Source organism: Bacillus sp. A260 (assembly GCF_009861435.1).
Lineage (GTDB): Bacteria > Bacillota > Bacilli > Bacillales > Bacillaceae_G > Bacillus_A > Bacillus_A cereus.
Window position 1 is genome coordinate 18,727 of the sequence record NZ_CP046399.1, and the last position, 24,467, is coordinate 43,193.

Consider the following 24,467-nt stretch of genomic DNA (forward strand, 5'->3'; position numbering starts at 1 on the left):
ACTCCATCATCATCAATCTAAAATTTTAAAAAGGCCATTTTTTATTTTCCGGGTTCCAATTGATTCCCTCATCAATTTTTTCGAAAGGATTGTTCCCAACTATATTCATATATTCAATAGAGGCCAAATTAAATTTTTGAATAGCTTCTAATCTAGCTTTCTCATCTCTTTGATTTACCGCTTTATCAATTAACATACCTATATCTCTAAAATAATTACCCCATCTGATTAATCTTTTTCCATAATCATTGTCTTCTTTTGGGTTAATATATTTATCTAGTTTGATTTTCTGTAAGTTCTTAACATCTTTTGGTTCTCTTAAATCTAAATGCGGATATGGGGTTTTAACATTTAAGTTATGATATGAATACTCCATTAAGCCTACAGCTGCATTTAAAGCTATATTATCTCTAACAATATTATCTGCCCTATTCACGGCCCCTATAGCAGCTGTATGACTCCAAATTATTTTTCCATCTTTAGCAAAATCTTTAGCAATTTCCTCTAATGTTTCTCTTCTCATGTCTTTATAAATTTCGATTAATTTATCACTTTCTTTTTTTGCTTTTTCGTAATCTTCCTCACTTGGATTTTCAGTCGTTTCTAATACTGTATTAAATAAACTATCTAGCGTTGTTTGAAAATCTTGTACTTTCTTCCACTTACTATGTTTCAATGTACTTATTTTTTCATTGTATTTTTGATTTAATCTTTTTACTCGATTAGAACTAACCTTTTGTAAAGATGTGCTTCCAGCATATTCAGAACTTTGAGCAGACTCCAATAAAGGAATCAAACCATCACCATTTATATGGTTTAGCACAATCTTATCTATAATATCTTCAATAACTTTATATTCTGAGTTTCGATCATGAGATATTGAATTATCAAAATCATTTTGTTTTCCCTCTATTTGCTTAGCGATAATCTCATCATCATTTTCTGGATACCAAGAATCTTCTACTGATTCTTCCTCGTTTACTTCTGGCTTCTCTGCATTCTTATCCCATTTTGTTTGTTTACTGTCCTCTTTCGTTAATTTTACAGGAATTTTACTTTCAATTTCTGCAATTATTTTCTCCCTATCGCCACTAAAAAAAATTACAGCTCCTATAATTACTACACTAAAAAATATAAATAATAAAAACTTTTTCATATAGCACCTACCTTTATTTAATTATAATATATAAATTATAAGAAAAATGTACATTTTTAACCCATATAATATCCTAAAATGTTAAATTGTAGTACCCATTAATTACTAGAAAATAGATTTTATAAACAGTTTCAAGAATCTAATTTTTTTTAGTTTAAAGACATATAAAAAAGTGGCACCCTTATCTTTTAAGGATTGCCACTTTTTAAGTTAAGATAATTAGAAAATATTGATGGTAGAACTAGCTATATGTAATCAACTCTATTTAAAAATAAGGTTATTTATCTATCTTTACACATATTTCAGCTCTCTCTCCCTTAACCTTCTGTCCTCCATAAAGTTAAAAAAAATTACCATTATCCAATATAACCCCTCCTTTTTACTATATTAGTAAAAAATAACCAAAACGATAGATTAATATGTTATAATAAAAGAAATCTAAATCATTACCCCAAACAAAAGAGGATCTAAAACAGATCCTCTTTTTATTTGTATTAAATTGTTTCCCCGTGTGCGCCGTCATAATCACTATTCACTAACATTGATGGTGATGGATAATCTCCGTAAGCAAACGCTTTATCACTTGAATTCAATCCAACTGATAAAAAGCCAATTAGTCCTAAACCTAATACAATTGCTACTATTTTCTTCATTACTTCAACGCCCCTTTTTCAATTTTCTTTTCTCTTGCTTGGTGATGTAAATAAAAATACTCACTTGCTTTTACATGATTTTCTTGTTTATAAAAGCAAACTCCCAGCTTCTCTGTATATTCTTTTGTATACTCATAGAGTTCTTCTTTGTCGAAATATGAAATCCCTTCTAAAATCGTTTTTTCGATTCTTTCTGTAGAAATATTTAAGTTCATTTCATTAAGGATATTAAAATGATGCTTGTATAATTCATCATTATTTTGATTACAGATTTCCATTCCTTTTGTAACAAGTTCAGAAACCTTCTCTTCTTCTCCTAATTTATGATATTCACGCGCCAATAACAAAATCGCTTTGTAATGATTTGGCATGTTTTCTACAACTTCAGAAAGATGACGAATCGCTAACGAAGAAAGATTTTGGCTTGCATACAACCAACCAATGTTATTTCGAACCCGTAAAATCAATTCTGATGCTTCTTGTTTTTGAAGGATATCAATTGCAGATGTAAAATATTCTTCCGATTCTTCGTACTGCTCTAAATGTATACAAATGCCACCTAATAAATTTTTACACAGTCCCACATTAATTTCGCATCCTATTTGCTTTTTAAATAATTCTAATGCTTGGTTTCCGCGTTTAATAACTTCAAGTGGCTTATACGTATAATTATAAAATGCTGCTGTTCTATAATAAAATTCAGCAAGCTCAATTTCACTTGGAATAGACTCTATTAGCCTTTCTGCCTTTTCATAGTGTTCTCGAGCCTCCACGAAGCTTGAAATAGATGTGAGATGAATTCCTTTAAAAAAATGATAATAAAACATTAGAAAATTATCCCTAGGCGTAAAAAGAGACTCTACCTCTTCGAAACCGTTTCTTGTAACCTCTAATCCATTTGTTAATACCTTGTACCGAAAGTCCAATAGAGAATAATACATTAATAGATTTTGATCATCTTTTATTTCATCTTTTCGTTCATTAATTTCTTTTTTCAAAGCTGCTGCTTCGTTAACTTTTTGGGAAATCATTAGATGATACCAGTCATTCAACAATTTAAACGTATTTTGGTTCGTAAAGATACTCGTGCTCAATTGATTCTCCTCCTTCTTCTTGACTCTCTATTGGTCTAAATATTACCATATTTCTGCAAACTAAATATTATTTTGCAGATTAAAGATTAAGTGAAAAATAAAATACAGAATATTCAGTCTTTTAAAGTAATAAAAATAGGTAATAACGTTTAATGCTAAGATAGAACTAATTTCTTAATTAACTTTTCATATTATTTCATAAAAAGAGGCATCCTAAGATGCCTCCCCCCGACTTAAACCACGCTCATGTAACATAAATTTATCCGTATTATCCCCTTGTAATACACGTAAATACATCCTATAAAACAGAGTCCTCTATATACACCAGATTGTTAGTTTACAAAATACAAGAGATTTGCGATCCGTATTAGATTGACGCCACATCTCCTCTAACCGTTGATATGTTACGTCTTTCAATAGAATCTGCTTTATAGAACGTATCCACTCTTTATATTTTACTACATGTAATATTTATTTGGTGTATTTTTCATAAATATGTATAATTACATAAAGTTTATGCGAAAAAGAAAGTATACTTTAGTATTGTGTAATAAAGATAAAGCCCACCTACGGAAATAGGTGGGTTTTTAACACACATACAAAAAGGCACTCTTTCGAGTACCTTTTTTCTATTCTACTTTTAAATTAATTTCTTTACCTGTCATACCGCCACTAGCTTTTAAGAAAAGTCCTTCCGCATCTTTTGGTATATCAAAAACAATTTTACCTGTCTGTGTTAGACCAGGATTCAATTGTTTTAAGAAGAAGTCAGTTTTTCCACCGTTAGTTAAGTCAAAAGATGTTTGACCTTGTGTTGAATATGTAAATTCACGACCTTTATTATCTACCAATTTAAAGCTGTTAGCATCCACAGTAATAGCGTCTTTTTGATTATTAGTAAGTGTAACTTCTAAAATTTTAAAGACACCTTGCGCTTGTTCTTTTGTATATTCATTACCTACAGAATCTACTGTTTCCATAGACCCTACAGCGATTTTAACATCAGAAGATACACCTTCTTTTGATACTGCTTTCGTGTCTGTAGAAGTTTTTTCTGTTGAATCTCCGCCACCAGCAACCATAGCAATTATTCCGATTACAAATAAAACTATAATGCCTAAACATCCAAACTTAAATATTTTTCCCACGTTTGTTCCTCCAATTATATAAAATGTAATATTGAGATATTAATAATAACAAATTATACATCTATTTATTGTCATATTATGTCGAAAGGAAATAAAAATATAGTTTAGAAATTTCAGACTTAACTCCTGTCCTATGACCTATTTTTTCACATATCTCAGCAATACCTCTTATTATTCATTTTCATCAGAACTACAATAAGAAGAATTATCATAACTTGATGAGTTTTCATTTTTATAACTAAAAGAATTGCTATAACAGGAACTATTATGTGAACTATCAGAACTTGAACTATAAGAGGAGTAACTATAGCTAGTTAAGCTATCAGAGCTATAATTACTGTCATAGTCCATTACATCATCATCCAAGTCAGAATCTAAAACAGTACCTGTTTTCGCTTTTTTCCCAACGGCCTTAAATCTATAGGAGGATCTTCTTTTTCGTGATGTTATTTTTTCTCCCTTAGATAATTTCATTAGAGAATGTGAGTGGTTATTATCAGTCACTGCTATAACTCTAAATGCTCCCCCAAAAATTAAACGCATAATACATACTAAAAACCACATGCAAATTATAAATACTAAAACATATAGAGCAACGTTATAGATAATATTGTTTATTAAGTCTATTATTGTATCCTTGGAATTATTAAGCATAAAATTAATTACCACCTTTTCTATTTAGGTTTATATAAATCTAAATAGAATTACAAAATATCTTTCCAATTAAGCGAAAATATAAGTTAGACAAAAATTAACCGGTTCCCTATATGTTAAGGAACCGGTTATTAATATTACTTATTAATGGTGAAGAAATCGCTCTTTAAATGTTTGCCATGAATGTATGAGACTGCTACATATCTACCTGGCTCGTAAGCGTCTGTGATTTGAGTATCAAATACTACTTTATCCGCAATAGCAATTTCTTTATGGAAATTAATTGTTTTATAACGAGATAGATCTCCATTATCTGATACACGGAAAATTTTAACTTGGTCTTCACCAGCTACTAATCCAGCATCATCTACAAGGATTGTGAAATAGTCTTTTGTTTTGTAAGAGACACTTAAAAGTTTTTTGTACTCAGCAGGCATTTTTTCAATATATTCATTTAAGATATATGTGTTATCAATACCCCAGCTGTCATATGGTGCTACTGCATGTTTTACTGTGTCTGCTGATGCAGTAGGTGTATTGATTGTATCAACTGCTGTTAATCCCCCTAAAGCTAATGCTCCAACTAGAGCTAATTTTCCTAATTTCATTATTGTTCCCCCTGCATTATATATAATTATAAAAATTTATAAAACCATATATAATAATACACTTGATTGCATTGTTTTTCAAATATTTTCTAAAAAAGTTATAATTTTAAAATAAAAGGCATTCAGTTGAATGCCTTTTATTTTAAAATTATAAGATTGCTCGCACATTTACGACAAACAATCTTCGCTTCTTCAAAAATTAATAGATTTTCAGCATCACATTCTGGGCATACAACTGCAAATGGTGTTTGTATATTTTTATAGCAGAGAAAAGAAATGACTGCCAGGATTAGAGCAGGAATAAAAAGCATCATAATTAAGAATAGACCCGCACAAACACCTGTAATTATGGATAGTGGCTTCATTAGTTTTCTTCCTAATGAGTTTACTGGACTATCCTTTTTACGAAAAGCAGTTACAGTGTAAGTTTCTTTTTCTCTTACCGGATCAAATACTTTTAACGTATTATAATCTGGTTCATTCATAGTGAAATAGGAAGTTTTTTGTCTAGGAAACTCTCGTTGTTTATAATAGTTGTTTGATTCTTCTATCCGTGGTTTATATGAAATTCCAGTGCCAGGCACATAAGTTGTAAATCTTAATTCATTTGGAACGGCTCTTACGTCCATGCCATTGTATGAAACATTTAGTCTTGTTCCAGGCGAAAATTGGATAATTCTACGAAACTTATAACCCATAATAATATATCCTCTCTGTATAATTAATAAACTTCTTTATTAATTATAACAAACATTTAATCTAAATATTATTATATATTGTTAGAATGAATGTTAAAAATAGTAATAATAACTTTTTCCAAACTAAAATATAAAAAATTTAAATTACATATATTAAAATTTTATCCTGCTAATGCGTACTTCAAAATATACATTTGAAGTACGCATTAAACAATAACTTCGTTATAAGTAATTAGTAGTAAAAATTATATTTATTTTTCATTTTAAGACACAACAAATATAATTTTATTACTGCTACCTCTTAAGAAAAATCTAAAAGAAAAGCCCCTTATATACTATCTACTCATCGTTTCTTAATTGTTTTCTTAACTTTTTATTCCCCACATATAAATAAGCTTTTGTATCATACATCTCATGTTTAAAATATGAATAACTACCCTTAAAAACCGTTAGCTGACGTTTTTCAGTCTGTAACAGCACCCAATATTTACTTTCATCCAAAACAATACCCGATACATTTTTACCGCTAGGAAAATAAACCATAATTGTATCCCCTACAGAAAATACATATTCAGTAGGCTTTTTATAATCAGCTAATTTCATTTCCTCCGTATAGAAATCATTGGTTTCAAGTAACGGATCATGCTTCATATGTACAATATAAGATAAAGCACTCTTCATGATTGTATAATATTTCTCTTTTTCAGTTTTAACGTACAGATAATAGGCACCTTCAGATAATACAATCCCTTTTATCCCCTTACCATCTTTAAATACACAACCAATCTTTTCACCAATTTTAAATACAAATGAGGTTTTCTTGTCTCTTTCACTAAACTTAGGAGATCTTTCTTCAACAGTTTGAAACTCTTCATGTCTTATATATTTTACTTCAGAAAAATTAACTGTCACTTGATAGAAACCACTTGGGCCCTCCATATCAAGAACACAATAATACTCTTCTATTGATGTAATTTTCCCTTTTAATAAATCTTCATGATTAAGTAGCTTAATCTCAACATTAACTCCTCTCATAAATACATACGAGTGTCTATAACGTCCTCTACTATCACGATCTATAGAATAATTTTTACTCAAATAACACACCACCAATATTACAATTTTCTAGAAAACCAGTAACAATTTCACATACCATAATAAGAATAGAAACCTGTTAGTCTAAAAGTAAAAAATCACAAAGAAGAGAAATCTAAACTAGTGACCTATAACGCTATAGCACAGTAACAAAAACATGTATCATAGATATAATATGTATTGGCAGAGTGGACAATTAAACTTAACCAGCTGGTAGCCCTTCTAATATGCTGTATAGTGTTTCTTCTTCCACCATAGCGCTACTAGTTTTTGCATGTTCTATTATGTTACTTATTTGAGGGAATATCCCCTGTAAGTAGTTTAAATAACTCTCTTTTCTTCTACCATTTTCTTTTAAAGCAAACGCAATTAAAATTCCAATTGTAGACAGTCCTGTTTTTGCACTTTTTCCTTTTCCCTTAACCACTTTATAGATTTTTGTACTCTTTCTTAGTACCGTATTTAAGGTGCTTCGTGGGATATGAAGTGCTTCACACAGTTCTGACTGTGTAAAGTATAACACAGGTTTATTATTTGAATTCATAGATAAAAAAGAAATGATATCGGCTTCCCATTCGTGCCAGTGGCTCCGAACTCGATCCTTACGTTGTTTTTTATGTTTCTTCCAAAATGCTGAAGGCGCACGAAATACTGAATCTTGGCCATCTAATTCATATATTCGCACCAAACGATTTATGTAATCTTTATGTGCTGCTCGATATTTTCCAGAGTACGCAGACATTACAATTCCTCTGACTTCACTATGTTCCAATGGCTGCTCTAGATTACTATTAAACTGATCCATCAAGTCAATTGTGTCTTTAATAGCGTACTGACTTTGAAAACATGCTAAAGAAAGGGTGAAAACCGCATTGTTTCGCCCTGCTTTCGTTTGTTTTGGAGATACATTTGTACAACTTATCACTCGTTTGAACCATAATTCATCCATTTGCTTCGGCTGATCTACAGGAGCATTTTTGGCAAATGGACTTTCTATTACATTCTGAAATAGTTTATTTCCCTTGTCGTCATCTTGTCGCTTGCTCCACTCTTGTAATTCCTTGAATGTATATACATTTTCCTCAAAGAACATTACAATATTTTGAACTGAAGGCATTCTGAAGAAACCAAAGTGATTGCATGTTAAATCCACGTTTGGTAAGCTCTCAGCGAACATTTCTCTTAAATTTTGAGAGACTCGTTTTGCTGATTTAATAGCTATATAATTATTATTATTTGTTACATATACAGCTTGATCTAACACATAATATACTTGATAACCTTTAGTTGTTTCAAGAATCATAGTAGGTACACCAAAACCTGCGTTTAGTGCCACATCATTAATTGCAGTCATAGGGAATGACTTTGAATCAATATCAATAACAAAACAGTTAATTTGCTGTAAATTCTTTTCTGTATGACCCACAACTGTACGAAGCCCCTTTTTGCTATACGTACCAAAATTATATACATTAGGTGTCCAGTGAGAAGCCTGTCCAATATGATCCAGTATAGCTTCTTCAGATGATAATACTATGCCACGAGTTCCAAACTTAGCGCTTAAATCTTCTTTCTTACGCGTAATAAAAATTGATCCTTTTTTATTCTTCTTCCCATTTAACACTTTACTTTCAAATTCCTCTTGATTTGCAATAGATACTAATCCAGCTTTCGAGTTTTTAGATTTATATTTTCGTAACCCTTTATGTAGTATTAATTCGATAGCTCTTTGCACTGTATTCATATTGAACCTCCTTTCCACTGATTTTTTACAACAAAAAAGGTGAGCAGTTGTATCACTGCTCACCTAGATAAACACACTTCCCTAAATTTCATATAAAGGCAGAAAAATCCATACTTACATATGCTTAAAAATGCACTTAAATAAGGGTTTCTATCTTTACAAATCCACTCTAATTAACTATACTAAAAAGAGATATTTTATATCTTAATAGCATAGTTAACTAGAACGGTTTGGGAAGTTTACTCACTGGTGATGTGCAGTGACGTAAATGGAATACAAGATGTAGTCAGCAAATTGTATTCACCAAGAAGTAGAAATGTAGTCAGCAGATCTACTTCCTCTATCTAGTTTGAGACCTGAGAAATCTCAAACTAGACAGCCGTTCTTTTTTTATTTGTGTTTTTATGTTTTATGTGTCGTATATATCCTACAAATTCTTACGAATTTTTTATGTATATTATCAAACTAAATCGTATTGTGTTGAGAAACTTGTTGTCTATAACGTTACAATAAGTTTTTTTGTTTGTAAACAGCAATTACTAAGCTTTTTATAATAATATCCCTATTTCCCTATTTCTATTTTTAAACAAAGGGAAATAGGGATATTTCTATTTTTATACTTTTCTATATTTCCCTATTTTTTTATTTTTTCTTGCCTGTATTTAATCGTTTGATTTCATTAGAATTTCTTATCTTTCCTTATTTATTAAATACAAAATATCCTTTAATGCCAACACTTAGGATGTTCTATAATAATTCTATTATTCTATTGCAACAACAAAATATCATTGATATAATTTAGTTATACATATAGAAATATCCCTATTTCTAAAAATAACTATTTCTATATTTCCCTATTTTTGTTATTGATTTTATAGAAATAGGGAAATATAGAAATTTAAAAATTAAATGGAGTGGTATAAATGACAACTACAATTACTGTCGGTAATTACAAAGGTGGCGTTGGTAAAACAACGAATGCCGTACTAAATGCTTATGAGTTTGCAAAAAAAGGAAAGCGAACATTACTTGTTGACCTTGATCCACAAAGTAACGCAACAAAATCACTCATGTTAACAAAATCCATCTTAAATCCCGATGAAGTGGTAACAATTGAAAAAACTTTAATGAAAGGTATTCAAGAGGGCACTTTAGAAGGATTAGAAGTTGAAATCATGAAAAATTTATACCTAATTCCATCCTATGTAGATTTTCAGGACTTTGCAAAGTTTCTATATAAATATTGTTCTTCAGAAATAGAAGAGGATTATTACTTTAAAAACTTGCTTGAAAAAATTAAACATAAATATGATTACATATTTATTGATGTTCCACCAATGTCAATTGAAGTTACTAAGAATGCCGTAGTTGCTTCTGATTATGTACTTATAGCACTACAGACACAAGAACGTTCTCTTACAGGCGCTGAAAACTATGTTAATGAACTTGTAAAATTAAAAGAACAATATAATCTTGATATTGAAGTCGTAGGCATTCTTCCCGTATTGTTGAAAAATAACGGGAAAGTAGACCAATATATTATGGAAAATGCTCGTGAAGTTTTTGGCGAGGAGAATCTATTTAAAAATATAGTCCCACAAATGGAACGTATTAAAAGGTTTGATGTTAACGGTATTACTGAGAGGGATCGACATGATTTAAATGTAATTGAACTATATGAAAAAATTAGTGATGAATTACTGGAACGTATTGAATTATTTGAGAAATTAAAGGTTGGTGTATAACATGGCAGAACCAAAAAAAATAGGATTATTAAGTAGAAAGAATTTTACTCCTGAACAATCTTATCAATCACCAGAGGAAACACAAGAAATAGAAAAAACAAAGGTGAAAATACAAGAGCAAGAACAAAAAAAGACAAAAGAAAAAAAAGCTTTTAAGAACCAGCAAGGAAGTATTAAAATTTCAAATCAATCCAAAGAAGAACTTGAAGCACTAATGAAAATTACTAATACTAAATATAATTACGAAATAATTGACCTACTTATTGATTGGTACGTCGAAAAAGAATTAACCCCTGCACAAAGAAAGAAATTTAAACTATTAACAGAAATTTAATTCTCAATATCCCTATTTAGAAATATCTACTTTTCTAAATAGGGATATTTTTTATTTCTTTCATCCTTTATTATCTTGCTAAAACACATTCTTCTACTTCACTTTCCTCTAGGATCTCTATTCTAAGTAGGTGTACAATCCCATGCCTATCAGGCTAATATTTTAAAGTGCCCCCAACGTGAAGATTTTATTTTAGTATGTAATAAAACCCAAAATTAATGGATGTAGACTGTACACCTGAAATAATTAATGATATTGATAATAAACCAATTTCAAATATGCGAGAAGATGGAAGTCCTTTAGAATCTACCCATTATGGTGGCAAATGGGACATTGTTAATTTTTTTAAGAGTCCAAATGTGTTTATAATAAAACCAATGAATCTGATGAAAAATAGTATATACCATTTCAATAGGATCATAAGTTTTTTGATATAAAGAAAAGACTCTTTAAGATACCTCTTCTTTTAAAAGTTTTTTGTATCATTAGCCTTTTTTACTGCATAATTTGTATTGATGTGTGTCTTATAGTTACGATTAATCCTATAAGTGAGGTAGAATGCGGATTTAGTTCAAGTATAGCAACTAATCTTAATGCTCAATTGCTATCACATTACCATTAGCAGCTTGTTTCTCAATTACATTAAATGACGACTTAAGTGTTAGAACAACCTTAACACGTTTGTCCTTTAAAACCTCTTAAATGTGCCATTATTTTTATGATGTTAGAGAATACTGAAATTATACCGAAAACTCTCCTGAGAGGCTTTTCTTATTTTTTATAAATGTCTATTCTAATTGTATACATCAAAACGGATATAAACTTCATCTGATAATAAGTAGGCATTATATATTCGTTGTTTATATATTGATATTTCAAATTGTTTTCTATTTAATTCACATGCCAGAATAATTATATCCTTAGAACCTCCATAGGATTTTAAACTGATAGCGATATGGTACTGTCACTAATTACACGTACTTATTACATCACTTTCTTTTTAAAAAGGAGATATTTCCACTTTTCTAAATAGGGATATTTCTATTTTTTCTTTCCCATGTATTCTTTTCTAAAATATACATGGCTACTTTGCTTTCTTCTAGGACCTCCATTTCTTATTACATCTTGTTCATTTTAGAAAAAGGGATATTTCCACTTTTCTAAATAGGGATATTTCTATTTTCCTTTCCCTGTATTCTTTTTTAAAATATACATGGCTACTTTGCTTTCTTCTAGGACCTCCATTTCTTATTACATCTTGTTCATTTTAGAAAAGGGGATATTTCTATTTTTTCTTTCCCTGTATTCTTTTCTAAAATATACATGACTACTTTGCTTTCTTCTAGGATCTCCATTTCTTATTACACCTGATTATTACATCTTGTTCATTTTAGAAAAAAAGGGATATTTCCACTTTTCTAAATAGGGATATTTCTATTTTTTCTTTCCCTGTATTCTTTTCTAAAATATACATGACTACTTTGCTTTCTTCTAGGATCTCCATTTCTTATTACACCTGATTATTACATCTTGTTCATTTTAGAAAAAAAGGGATATTTCCACTTTTCTAAATAGGGATATTTTTATTCTAATCTTTAAAAAGGGTTCAATTATTTTTTAATTTTCTTCGATATGGTATTACAACAAATGGACATGTAGTTTGTTATTAGCGTCCTACTATTATTTGGTTTAACAGCTTATTATAGTATTAAATCCGTGATAAGTGATGCTACTGTTGGTTAAAGTAATTGAGGAATTTAAAGGGGCAAGATTCGAAGCAGAAGGTCTACTGATTTACCATAAAAAGAATTTAAAAATACTAGAAAAGATGCAAAACGTATTCTAGTACCTGCTTTAGGACAAGATAGTGACAGCAGCTTATTCACATTTAAAAACAAAGAAGATCTTGAGCAAACTAAAAAGTACTATGATGATTTAGGAAATGGAAATCAAATGCTATTCTCTCCTACATACGCAAAAGATAATTTCTTTTTACAAATAAATGGGGATATGGAAGATGCCGAATTTAATAAATATAAAGAAGTTATGGATAAAACTATTAAGCAGATTAATGAATGCGTTTTCAATTTAAGGAAAGTGTGATAAAATTATGATTGGATGGGAGTCCAATACATATTAATATTATTAAAATTAAGATGGTTCAAGTCGGAGGAAGGCACATTAAGGTGTCTTTTCTTTTTATTATAAGAACTTTCTCAAGAATGAAGTCATATAATTTAAGAATTCCCTTGAATTAAGAACAAATTGTTATTACTCCTGAGCCAATTAATAGAGCTGCTGCAGTGGCTGGCATTGTAACAGGAATCTAAATACCCTCTACAAATAGTAAGTATTGACCATCTTATTACTTTAAAACAAATTAATTATATAGCTACTTTACTTCCTATTAGGATTTTTACAGTATATATTATGTTAATATTTCCTTAAAAGAAATACTTAGAATCACTCTTGTATATAATACTAATACATTCTTTAAAAAATATAAGTTACGTTCTTAAAGTTATCAAAAACTGTTTCTATCTTAAGGAAACTCAGCATTCACTTTCTTAAAGATTATAACTCTATTCAAAACTTATTATTATACTTGCAAATATCTTTCCCCATTCCTAGGTTTACAAATTCCCTTAATATTAGAGAATATCGATAACAAAGCAATAGTATCAATGAAACAGTGATACTTCTAAGATATTTAACCAATAACCTACAATCATTTTTAGAAATAGGGAATTTTCCCTATTTCTAAAAATGGATATTTCCCTATTCATTTAAAAAATATACTTTTCTAAATTTAAAATATAGAACCTATAATTGTGAAACACTACATTCCACTAATTATGTAACAATTAAATTTTTGTTCTACATACAAAAAAATCAAAAAGAATACGTAGAGTACACTAAAAAAATTACTATTCTAACGTTTACCACTACTACTGAGGATTAAGAAAAAGAATTGAAATTTTTTTTGATACCACAATTCACTATATATTTTTAACCATGAAAATACATTTCATATCTGTTTATCATAGCTTTCTTTATTTTTTACTATACATCGTTTTTGGAACTTCAATAAAGAACAGAAATCTTATCTAAATTATAAAAAAATCAAACATATTAAACTTCGTTTACCTAAATAAAGTCTTTATTGCAATAAATAAAACAAGCCAAAAACTTAACGATATTGCACTACCGTAATACAAACCTTTAGCAAAGTTCAATTTTCCCATCATGTTAAGTACCTCTTATAATATATTTGTTTATAGAATATATGAACTTTGTTAATTCTTAATGGATTTCTTGTGAACTTGATAAGAATACAAAAAGGGATACTAAAATCTCAACTAATTAAGAACTAAATCTTGCAGGGTTTTTGAGCCTCTCTTTATATGTCCAATCATCACGTGAAATGTTTTTACAGCTAACAGCAACTTGATCATCACACCATATTAAATCTCCAAATTGGAACCTGGCTTGCAATTGTACATTGTTCTGATACAAAAATACATCTCCATCCTTATATTTACCGTTTACGTATCCCATCAAAACCTCGTAGAGCTTCATTGTTATCCCCCCTTACTTTAAATTTAATTCGTAGATAATTTATTGTTCTTTCTACGGATATTCTCTACACTCATCATGATTACCTTCCATAATAAAATTTACAAGTTTGTATAATAACTTCGTTTTTAGAAATAGGGAAATATCTATTTATAGAAAAATGGATATTTCCCTATTTCTAAAACTTGATTCGTACATATTCCCTTCTATATAGTCGCTAACTATTAGTTTTTTATCTATTAAAATGTAACTCCAAACTTAGAACTAATTCTAAAAATATAAAATTCAGATATACGAAATCAACTAAAAAAGTATTATCCTACATCAATTTTGAGTAAAAATTTATTACCTTGATTGAAAAAACGACCTTTATTTTTAATTCTAACGGCATATATAAACTCATTTAATAGAATGACATTAAAGATATGGGTATCGCTAAATATAGACTGCTAGGCACCTTATATTTAATCCCTTGAAATATTGACATTTACTTATTTAAAAACCATCAAAATAAAAAAATTCCACTCTGAATAAAACTTAATATTTTGTCAATAATATAGACAACCCATTTCTTAACCATATTCCACAACTGGAGTAGTTAGCTTTTGCTATCTACTCTTTTATTTGTGAACTTTTTAAATTAGCCTTTATATACTGTACTTATTTGATTGGTATAGATGTAGCAGATCGATTGAATAATAAAAAGATATTACCTAATAACTTTTGGTATCATTTATACCTTACATTGGAAAAATCGCCCTACCTTAATAAAATGTAAGTACGAGAATAATTATTTTTCACTTAAAAAATGAAATCTTTATTTCTCAACATCCAACACATAGAACTTAACTTCTAAAAATGATAACATGAAGGTAACTTTCAGTTGTAATTCTCATTATGTCATTCTTTTTACATTTAAAAGGTCCTGAACCCCAATCCAGGACCTTTTAAACTATTTTCTGCTATATACGTCTCGATATCCTATTACTAATTTAGAGGTGTTTATTCAAAATCATCTTCTAAGGCATATCTCATCCTGTAAACCATAACTGCTATATAAGAGCCCTAACTCCAATACCCATATGTAGATATCTCTGGATTATTTATTTAAAAAATGACCGTTAAATAATAACAGTACCTACTACATCTTCTCTCTTAAGCTCTAATACTAAGTTTAGAAAATATAAATACTTGTAGATTTCTAAATAAATTAAGAAAAACATGGTAAATACAAAATGAACAAACAATTCATTCGAATAGTACCATAGTGTCACATATAGTTCCTATACTATTAGAAACAGAGCTATCTTTACGGCTTAACTAATAAAATGACAGCTGCAAAAAATATGACAAGCCATTACAATAAAACAAAAATATTTAATGTGTCTATTAAGAATACAGAATACTCGTGACAAAAAATACAAATAAGTTATATAAAATATGCGATAATATTGGTACTTTTAAATCTCTAGTCTTTTCATAACTCCATGCATATAGACACCCATTTATAAAGTAAGGGAAGAAAAACCAATCAAAATGAACAGCTGCAAAAATACCATTGGCAATAATAATTGCTACTGTCCGATTAATTCGTTCGAATAATACCCCTAAACCTATAGGTAGAACCTTTCTGAAGATCCATTCTTCAATAATAGGAGCTATCAAAATTGGTACAACTAAATAGAAAAAATTCAGCTCAATTTTTATATTTACTTGCTCTGTACTACTTGTATCACCTCCCAAATAACCTTTTAGGAAAGAAAAAAAGAAACTGGATACAATTGCGAATCCAGTCCCTATTGACACCCATTTTCCTTTTTCTAATAATCCTTTTATTTTCAATTCTCTCCCTCCTTAGCCACTACTGTTCTTCTTTATTATTTGTCTTTATATAAAAAGTTCTTTACTAGCAAATTCCTAATTTAAGGGTGTAAGGTACCCTAACCCTACCTATCATATTAACCATAAAATAAAATGTACGAACAAAAGACTCAGAAAAACGCATAATTGCACTCGAGCATGATGTATTTTTCCCCATGATAAAATACTACATAACAATAACACATAGGTATTGGCGTATAGGCACATGATTCCTAGAGCAACTAGAGATTCTAAGTAAGTGGGTTTAAGTGTCATAAAGCCTTTTAGAAAAACTATAATAAAAAACCAAGAAAATGTCCCCCAAAAAATTCCGAGATAAATTTAAGACAATAAAAACATTTTTGTTGATTTTTTCATTATTTGCTGCCTTTACAGTTGATTTCCCTAATTAATATACAAATGGGCTATATATTGAATCTACCGTTCAATAATTACAGAAAATACAAAACTGACTCTATTTTTAACAATTATTAAAAATATTCTAAGTGAACGTCTTTCATATTTCGGTATTCTAATACTGTACCTCTTTGATTCTATAGTCTAAATATCTGTTAAACTTTACAATATTAGCTTTCCATCTTTAAATTTAAGATTTTATTCTGTAAAGAATTATTTTAACTTTTTTTAGTAAATTCAAATACAATCTTCCCACTGGAATCTAACTTCAGATATGCATCAAATTCTTTCCCTGATTTACCCTTCATCCCTTTAATCAATCCTGTTTTCTTACCTGCTAGTAATTTCTTAACGTTTGCTTCGCTTATTTTCTTTGTTAAAAATTCGCTTGGAAGAGAGAATTTGCAACCTTCCTTATAACCCGTACAACCGTAAAACGTCTTGCGATTCGCTATGTCTTTACCACATTTCGGACATTTCCCTACGGAATCCTTTGTTTTCATTTCTTGCACTTTACTATCTATCTGAAGCTCACTAATTGAATTCGTGGCGTTAACAATCAGCTTCCTGGTAAATTCCCCTGTTTTCTCTACAAACACCTCTTTAGAACCTTGTTTCTTCCCGATTTTACGCAAATATCCTTCCCATTGCGCTGTCATTTCGGGCTTCGCTAATAACGTGCCGCCCACGGCTTCGCAAAGAATTTCACCTTTCGGTGTAACAGTCACCTTATTCTTTTTCACTTCTATATATTCTTGTTTTTTGAGCGTTTCAATGATGCCAGCTCGTGTTGCTTCAGTACCAAGTCCCTCTACTTCTTTTAGGATACTTTTACTCTCTTCATCTTCAACAGAAGCACCGCATGTTTTCATTAATGTAATGAGTTGCCCCTCTGTATAGGGCTTTGGTGGTGTTGTGATGCCTTCTTTCGTCTGTATCTTTCCTTGTACAAGTTCGCCTTTTTGTACAATAGGAAGGAGGGATTCCCTGTCTTCGCTCTCTTCTTCGCTTGGTTGATCTGCTTTGTAAAGTTCTTTCCATCCTAACGCTTTTTCCGCTCTTCCTTTTGTCGTAAACTCCAATCCATTCATATCTGTTGTAATAATTGTCTCTTCATATTCGTAAGGCGCATGGAACATGCCTAACACACTTTTTAACACTTCCATATACAAGTTGCGTTGCTTGTCCGTTAATTGATCCACCTTTTGTTTCGAAGGAACATTTTTAGTCGCTATAACGGCATAGTGCTCCTGTACTTTTCGATTATCAACGTAGCGTTTATTCGATTCTAATGTTTTTGGTTGGAAGGATACTCCTACAATAGATTGATATCCCTCTAGATTTCGTACCAAATAAGCAAATTCATTTTCTGTAATGAAATTACAGTCTGTTCTTGGATAGGTCACAAGTTTTGCTTCATATAACTCCTGAACAATTTTCAGCGTATCAGCAGGTGAATACTTGTACTTTTTGTTCGCTAAAGCCTGTAGGGAGGACAGCGAAAACAACTTTGGTGCTTCTTGTTTCTTCGGTTTTACTTCCACGGATTTTACTGCGCCTTGCTGATTGCCTCCTTCAGACAGCTGGTGTTTCTTCAGTAGCAATGCCACATCATTTTTCGTTTGGAATCGCTCTTTGTATCTTCCCTTGTATGTTCCGTTCATCCCCTTAAATTGCCCTTCCAGTTCAAAGAAAGGAGTTGGCTTAAAGTTTTTAATGTCCTGCTGCCGTTGGTTAATGAGACATAAAACAGGGGTTTGAACACGCCCAACGCTGTAAACACCTTGTACGCCTTTTTGACGTAATAACAGCGTATATAATCGACTTGCATTCATACCAATTGCCCAATCACTAATTTGACGAGCCTGTGCTTCAGCAAACATGCTCTCAAACTCCGAACCTTCCTTCAGGTTCTGGAATCCTTTTTTAATTTCATCTACTTCTAAGCTGTTGATCCATAAGCGCTTCATCTTTTTACTGGTACATCCTGCTTCTTGAATGATTAAACGTGCAATTGCTTCACCCTCTCTATCAATATCCGTTGCGATTGTAATACAATCCGCTTCTTTCATTAATTTCTTAACAATGTTGAACTGTTTTCTTTTATCAGCTGATACTTTATATCCGTAGCGCTCCGGTAAGATTGGCAATTGTGACATATCCCATTTTTCCCACTCCGCTTTATAATCTTGCGGTGCTTTCAGTTCAACTAAATGCCCGTATCCCCATGTGATATTCGCCCCATTCGGCATTAAGGAACAAGGCGCAATTGAAAAGTATCCATCCTTCTTCTCCACTTTCGGGAATGCTTCTGTATATGCTTTCGCTTGTGATGGTTTCTCCGCAATAATTAATGTATTCACGTGTATTACTTCCCCTCATTTACAAATTTTACAATATTAAAAGGAGTAACACAGCGCTATACTCCCTACTATCATATAAAAGAAAAGCAACATATCGCTATGTCGCCCTTTTTAATAATTCTCATTCCAATTATTTCTAAAAAAAAGTAGCCTCCATGCAGAAAGAATAAGGATTAATTAAAATTAATAATTTTAATATAAAAATAATATATTTTAAATTTCTCATTTAAAATATATAAAAATGACATATCACTTTATGTCATTACGTCTTATCTCTCGCGCCCCATTTGGCGCATATAGGCTAGTCTTCTTGCTCGTTTCTTCTGTTCATCTCGACTTTCTTCCTGATCCCGACCCTCTGTTTTCTTTTGAATCTTTATCTCATCTTGTTTTCCTATTGTTTCTTGAACCCCTGCACTATCTTTTATTGCTACTTTCTCTCGAATCTTTACATGATTTTGTTCCACTTTTGTTTCTTTAATCTCTACTTTATCTTGTACTTTTATTTTCTCTTGGATTTCTTTTTTATCTTTTTCTTTTGATTTTTCTAGTTCTTTCACTAATCCAAGTTCTTTATTAAAATTCAGCAGAGTAGAATTTTTAAATTTCCCTACCTTATGAGCTATTCCTTTCTTTTCTTTACGGATATAATCCTTTAAATATGAAACAAATTCACTTTTAATCGTGTCATAATTATCTTTGATATAATCATATTGTTCTCTATCTAAATCGGTGCGATTCTTTATGTAAGAACTCTCAGGAAGTATCAACGCATGAGAATAATCAATCCCCGCATTAGCGGATTTACTAGAGGGCGCATGAAATCCATTAGGATGATTCAAATTTGATCTCAATGGTAATAAAAAGTTATTGTCTTTTACCTTAATTGACACATATACATAAGGTCTTTTCACTTGTTTTGGAACGTTATTTTCGTCCAACATATTTTTGAAATGACTATTTTCTTCAAAATATTTTCTATTTAAATGAATAACATCTATTTTTTTAGTCATTTTGTTTTCCCCTCCAATAAAAAAAAGACAACCAATATGGTTGTCTTTTAAATTTAATGCATTAAATTTGATCATCGTTCTTTTAATTTATATCGTTGCGGAGGTGAACGAGTAAAAACTCCGCTGAATATGTCCCTGTTCTTTTCATTTATGTTATTGCGGAGATGAATCAGAAAAGAACTCCGCTCAATTACAATACCTATTATATACTAAAATTTCTTGGTTATCAATATTTTTTTTGGTAACTTTTTCTTTTTATACATATCATTTTTGTCTTCTTATCTACAACACATACGTAGCTTTTCTCTCTATTTAGCCCTTGAATAGAGTTTAAATAATTTCCCATCCACTATCGATTTGTATAGAAATATGATTTTTCCGATACATCAAACTCTTTTACTTTTATATTTATTCCTACTAAATTAATAACAGTTTTATGAATAAATCCTTTAGGTTTTTCAAAAAATAAACTCATATATCATATAGAATTAAATAGCTAAAAGCTTATTATTCCATATGAGGCAAGCTCATAAACAATTACAAGCGTACTAATTATTAAAATTAGCTTTTCTGCTAGTCCACCGTAACTATAGTAAATAATATAAAACCCACTCTGAAATTTTTTATTCGAAATTGGTAATAACCACTTGATTCCCTTTTTAGAAAAACTATCTTCTACTAAATGTAGAAAATAACCAGCTAATATGCACATACCATTAGTAAATGATAACGGTGTCATCCCTACTGCAAATAAAATAGGAATCAGCACAAGCACTAAACCCAGTAGTGAATGAGTGATTCCCCTATGTCCAAATACTGTATTCATTAGGTCTGATACCCCTCGTGTTCTTCGACCAATCCATGAGTGCTGTTCATCTATATCTGGCAATAAAGCTCCAAAACTAATTGCTATAACATTTCCGACGGTGAGATTTCCTGACGATGCTAAAACAGGCAAAGCAACCGCTAGGCTCGTTGTAAGGTGCGTTTTATACTTCATGTACTATGTCCCCCAATATAATTTTCTAATCATCTATTCACCCGATCCATAAAACCATTAATCAACGGGTATAATTTTTTCTATCCATGAAGACACAACATTAACAATTTCTAATAAAGATAAATCCCAAAAACTAGGGAGACCATATAAATAAAATTTAAATAGCATTATAAACCAACTTATAAGTACGATTATTTTCCGTTATATCGTTTCAGCTATAATAAATAACATTAAATCTACTTTGTTTTGATAACTTATATTTGTATATGTCAGTTTGCGCTTGGGGGAATTCCCAAACACTCAATCCCATTATTTGTTATATAGTTTTTTTCTTTTCATTAAGTAGTTTGATTTTTTCATGCTTCATTTTTATGTCATTTTTTATTAGCTCGATTTCCTTATTATTATTATTTACTGTTGCTGTATTTGAGTTAATCATATTTTGTGTTTTAGCTTTTTCTGCTTCTGTTTGATACTCCATCTCTTTTTTCAATTTATCATTTTTAATTTCTAGCTGCTTATTAGCACTATTTTTATCCCTAATTTTTTGTTCTAAATCTTTAATTTCTTTTTCACTATCTTTTTGTAAAAGTGTAAGATACTCTTTCTCATAAAAATCTTTTGACTCTTCTTTTAATGAATTATTTTTCAATTTATCTTTTTCCACAATGTACGTTTTAAAACTGCTATCCTTAATGTCCTCAGCATCTGTTTGTAATTCTGGATGGATATATTCAGGTTTAACCATTGAAGATACAACACCAAAATCTTCCGGTATGTTCTTACTAATGACAATAATATAGTCATCACTTGCACGATAAACTTTTGTTTTCACATCATCTTGTTTCTGCTTAATGTACTTATTCTCTATTTTATATTTCATGTTACTTAAAATTTGTGTATCATTTTCTGACTTTAATTGATAATCAATTCGTAGGGTTTGATTTGCTGGATTGTATTCTTTCTTGGCAACAGAAATTTTAACTGTAGGTGATAACGTTTGATAATCGCCTAATTTTAACTCTGGAAATTTATATGTAGCACCACTAAATACCGGTGAAATACAAAGTATAAAAAACATCGTTATAAAACTTCCAAGCGTTAGCAAGTAAGCTTTTCTTTTAGCATTTGCAGCCTTTCTTTGTCCCTTTTTTTTGTTAAATTTCAAATGCATAATGCTTCTCCCTTCATATTCACTATACTCACCTGTTCATGAATATTTTCAAGTTTGTAATTTGTATACTTCACTTTCCCATTAACATTGGGCTCATATTCACGTACAATTAACCAATCCACCTTATCTCCAGAATTATAATCAAACCACCGACAGGGAATTTCAACATACTTATCTTTCCTTATCCCTTTCTTTTTTCGTAATCTCAAAATTAAATATACACCTTCATTTACATAATCATGATTTGCTTTCAACTCACTCAAGCGCATGATAAATAATCCCTTTCTATTTGATGATAAAATCAACAAATCTACACTTTTTATAAAATTCATAAATAAGCCCCTGATAACAATTTGTTTACAGGGGCTTATTTTTCTATTTACCTTTTTGTTGGATATGTAATATAGTCTACAACCTTAATTTCATTCCCTTGCTTCTCTAGGGTTATTTTTATTAAATTTTTAATCGTGGTTTGTTTATTTTCTAATCCTTCAATCGTATACTCAACATCAATTAAAACACTACATTTCTTAGAAATATCTTCACTTGAGCCAATAAAAAATTCAGCATTATTTACAGTTGATTTAAAATTTGGATCTCCTATATCTTCCGTATCCGGTGCTACCATGTCCACTACCTTTTTATCTGTGATTTTCAATAAATTATTTCTTCTCTCACCTTTATTCTTCACCGAATAATTTAAATAAGCATGAACAAATTGATTTGATATATCTTTATATTGATTTTGTAAATCTATTACTGGATTAACCCCAGGTTTATCTTGCACATTAGTATCTTCATCATTAGACATCGTACTAGCTTGATCTAATTTTGATTTTAGTTCGCTAATAGTTTTATCTTTTTTATCAAATGTAATTTTATTCTCTCTATCTTTCTTATCAAATTCTTTCTTTGTGTTATATGTAAGTACACCACTATATATAATAGATACACTTAATGCACCAATTAAAATTTTCGTTAAATTATTCACAATTTTTCCTCCATCTTTATTCTTTTATTTCACTCTTCGAATTCCTGCATAGTATTTTTGCCACCCAGGTGATGTAAATTGATGATAACCAATCCCCGCATTCTCAGAATCGTACATCGTATTTGCATCAACATATATCCCTACATGACTTACATGATTTGGTCCACCATATGTCCCCTTAAAGAAAACTAAATCGCCGGGTTGTGCATCTTTTGGATCAACTTCTACAGTTGCATAGTATTGTTCTGATGCTGAACCATTTAAATTAACTCCTGCTGCCCTAAATGCCCAGGATGTTAATCCACTACAATCAAATCCCTGCGCAGGAGTTTTACCACCCCAAACATACGGGTTTCCGTTATATTTCAAAGCTTCCTCCATTATTTTCTTAAAGGTTTCTGATCCATTTACTGGTGCAGTCCCGTTATCAAAACTTAAATATTGTTTCACCATTTCTGCATAAAAAAAGTTACCGCCATTTTTATAGCGATAACCACCGTTGTAAGCAATTGCTACAGGCTGACTGTATCCAATTGTTGCTCCATTTTTATTACCGCCAGCAGGAGCAACAACCGTTTTAGAATAATAATCGGCTGTTTCCAAGGAATGTGTCCGATTATTTGTAGCTAGCCATTTTATATAATAGCGCCCAAAGTTATATCCTTGAACAATTGCTGATAAATCATTAATCCCTAATTCTTTCGCATCAGTAAATACACCCTTCAAATGCATAACGCCATAATAAATAGAATCTTTAGGATTAGAAATGGTATTCATATTCCAACCTTGTGATTCAGAAGATTGCATAATATCAGGTAGTTTTTCTGAAATACCATTGCTCTCTACCATGATAATTCCTAATACATATGGCACAAATTCTGGGACACCTTGCGCTGCACATTCCTTTTCAACCATATCTTTCCATCTCATTACTTCTGGTGGTAAATTTTTTATTTGTCCAATACCAACCATTCCACCACCTGAACCACTCTTTGAATCGCCATCGGCTAACATCCCAGTAAGAATGACTAAAAAAAAGATGGCTACTACAAGAATTAGAATTCCTGTAGAACCACTTAATAGAGCAGTAAACTTCTTTATTTTTTTATATTTTTCTAAAACCGCTTGCTGAGTATTTGCCATC

20 protein-coding genes and 2 pseudogenes are annotated in these 24,467 nt (G+C 30.5%); 4 read left to right on the forward strand and 18 right to left on the reverse strand.

Annotation, left to right across the window (positions count from 1 at the left end; all coding sequences use genetic code 11):
- Nucleotides 1–25 precede the first annotated feature (25 nt).
- The 9 genes from GD442_RS26885 to repS all read right to left on the reverse strand — a co-directional run bounded on the left by GD442_RS26885 (nucleotide 26) and on the right by repS (nucleotide 8,850).
- Complete coding sequence (locus GD442_RS26885) at nucleotides 26–1,156, reverse strand: hypothetical protein (protein WP_098819195.1); 1,131 nt, start codon at nucleotides 1,154–1,156, stop codon at nucleotides 26–28.
- A gap of 494 nt (nucleotides 1,157–1,650) precedes the next feature.
- Nucleotides 1,651–1,809, reverse strand: coding sequence for a Phr family secreted Rap phosphatase inhibitor (locus GD442_RS26890; protein WP_000724587.1), 159 nt, complete (start codon nucleotides 1,807–1,809; stop codon nucleotides 1,651–1,653).
- Nucleotides 1,809–2,903 carry a response regulator aspartate phosphatase gene (locus GD442_RS26895; protein ID WP_000107769.1) on the reverse strand — a complete coding sequence of 365 codons (1,095 nt, stop codon included), beginning with the start codon at nucleotides 2,901–2,903 and terminating at the stop codon, nucleotides 1,809–1,811. Before GD442_RS26895 ends, GD442_RS26890 begins: the two co-directional genes overlap by 1 nt.
- Before the next feature lie 629 nt (nucleotides 2,904–3,532).
- Nucleotides 3,533–4,051 (reverse strand): DUF4352 domain-containing protein, encoded by a 519-nt coding sequence (locus tag GD442_RS26900; RefSeq protein WP_000516010.1) that lies wholly within the window; start codon nucleotides 4,049–4,051, stop codon nucleotides 3,533–3,535.
- 171 nt (nucleotides 4,052–4,222) lie between these two features.
- Nucleotides 4,223–4,705, reverse strand: coding sequence for a hypothetical protein (locus tag GD442_RS26905; RefSeq protein WP_000933891.1), 483 nt, complete (start codon nucleotides 4,703–4,705; stop codon nucleotides 4,223–4,225).
- Nucleotides 4,706–4,842: 137 nt separating this feature from the next.
- A complete protein-coding gene (locus tag GD442_RS26910) occupies nucleotides 4,843–5,313 on the reverse strand; it encodes a DUF5065 family protein (RefSeq protein WP_000765902.1) in 471 nt (156 codons plus the stop codon).
- 137 nt (nucleotides 5,314–5,450) lie between these two features.
- Nucleotides 5,451–6,011 (reverse strand): hypothetical protein, encoded by a 561-nt coding sequence (locus tag GD442_RS26915; RefSeq protein WP_159365259.1) that lies wholly within the window; start codon nucleotides 6,009–6,011, stop codon nucleotides 5,451–5,453.
- 339 nt (nucleotides 6,012–6,350) lie between these two features.
- Entirely contained in the window at nucleotides 6,351–7,109 is a 759-nt protein-coding gene (locus GD442_RS26920) for a hypothetical protein (protein ID WP_000042402.1), read from the reverse strand.
- A 199-nt stretch (nucleotides 7,110–7,308) separates the two neighbouring features.
- Nucleotides 7,309–8,850: a replication initiation protein RepS gene (repS, locus tag GD442_RS26925; protein ID WP_001099053.1), complete on the reverse strand. Its 1,542-nt coding sequence runs from the start codon at nucleotides 8,848–8,850 to the stop codon at nucleotides 7,309–7,311.
- Between the two features lie 923 nt (nucleotides 8,851–9,773).
- Here repS and GD442_RS26930 point away from each other — a divergent pair.
- From GD442_RS26930 to GD442_RS28425, 4 genes and pseudogenes are all read left to right on the forward strand, one after another.
- Nucleotides 9,774–10,595: a ParA family protein gene (locus GD442_RS26930; RefSeq protein WP_000213995.1), complete on the forward strand. Its 822-nt coding sequence runs from the start codon at nucleotides 9,774–9,776 to the stop codon at nucleotides 10,593–10,595.
- A gap of 1 nt (nucleotide 10,596) precedes the next feature.
- The gene (locus tag GD442_RS26935) at nucleotides 10,597–10,929 is read left to right on the forward strand and encodes a hypothetical protein (protein WP_000830096.1); all 333 of its coding nucleotides are present in this window, start codon (nucleotides 10,597–10,599) and stop codon (nucleotides 10,927–10,929) included.
- Between the two features lie 484 nt (nucleotides 10,930–11,413).
- Nucleotides 11,414–11,631 (forward strand): annotated as a pseudogene (locus GD442_RS28550) (hypothetical protein).
- A gap of 963 nt (nucleotides 11,632–12,594) precedes the next feature.
- Nucleotides 12,595–13,032: pseudogene (locus tag GD442_RS28425) on the forward strand (stress protein).
- Nucleotides 13,033–14,292: 1,260 nt separating this feature from the next.
- Here the strand turns inward: GD442_RS28425 and GD442_RS26940 are convergent.
- The 9 genes from GD442_RS26940 to GD442_RS26980 all read right to left on the reverse strand — a co-directional run bounded on the left by GD442_RS26940 (nucleotide 14,293) and on the right by GD442_RS26980 (nucleotide 24,466).
- On the reverse strand, nucleotides 14,293–14,508 hold the full coding sequence (locus tag GD442_RS26940) for a hypothetical protein (RefSeq protein ID WP_000780738.1): 216 nt from the start codon (nucleotides 14,506–14,508) through the stop codon (nucleotides 14,293–14,295).
- Between the two features lie 1,386 nt (nucleotides 14,509–15,894).
- Complete coding sequence (locus GD442_RS26945) at nucleotides 15,895–16,347, reverse strand: CPBP family intramembrane glutamic endopeptidase (RefSeq protein ID WP_159365260.1); 453 nt, start codon at nucleotides 16,345–16,347, stop codon at nucleotides 15,895–15,897.
- A gap of 653 nt (nucleotides 16,348–17,000) precedes the next feature.
- Nucleotides 17,001–19,145 (reverse strand): type IA DNA topoisomerase, encoded by a 2,145-nt coding sequence (locus GD442_RS26950; protein ID WP_159365261.1) that lies wholly within the window; start codon nucleotides 19,143–19,145, stop codon nucleotides 17,001–17,003.
- A 269-nt stretch (nucleotides 19,146–19,414) separates the two neighbouring features.
- The gene (tenpIN, locus tag GD442_RS26955; protein ID WP_000162210.1) at nucleotides 19,415–20,158 is read right to left on the reverse strand and encodes a type III toxin-antitoxin system TenpIN family toxin; all 744 of its coding nucleotides are present in this window, start codon (nucleotides 20,156–20,158) and stop codon (nucleotides 19,415–19,417) included.
- Nucleotides 20,159–20,654: 496 nt separating this feature from the next.
- Nucleotides 20,655–21,158: a metal-dependent hydrolase gene (locus GD442_RS26960; protein ID WP_000875859.1), complete on the reverse strand. Its 504-nt coding sequence runs from the start codon at nucleotides 21,156–21,158 to the stop codon at nucleotides 20,655–20,657.
- Nucleotides 21,159–21,474: 316 nt separating this feature from the next.
- On the reverse strand, nucleotides 21,475–22,332 hold the full coding sequence (locus tag GD442_RS26965) for a hypothetical protein (protein ID WP_000550230.1): 858 nt from the start codon (nucleotides 22,330–22,332) through the stop codon (nucleotides 21,475–21,477).
- The gene (locus GD442_RS26970; protein ID WP_033666662.1) at nucleotides 22,323–22,601 is read right to left on the reverse strand and encodes a DUF5513 family protein; all 279 of its coding nucleotides are present in this window, start codon (nucleotides 22,599–22,601) and stop codon (nucleotides 22,323–22,325) included. The genes GD442_RS26965 and GD442_RS26970 overlap by 10 nt, the downstream gene beginning before the upstream one ends.
- Before the next feature lie 110 nt (nucleotides 22,602–22,711).
- Nucleotides 22,712–23,323 (reverse strand): hypothetical protein, encoded by a 612-nt coding sequence (locus GD442_RS26975; RefSeq protein ID WP_159365262.1) that lies wholly within the window; start codon nucleotides 23,321–23,323, stop codon nucleotides 22,712–22,714.
- A 24-nt stretch (nucleotides 23,324–23,347) separates the two neighbouring features.
- Entirely contained in the window at nucleotides 23,348–24,466 is a 1,119-nt protein-coding gene (locus GD442_RS26980) for a bifunctional lytic transglycosylase/C40 family peptidase (RefSeq protein ID WP_000024186.1), read from the reverse strand.
- Between the last annotated feature and the right edge of the window lies 1 nt (nucleotide 24,467).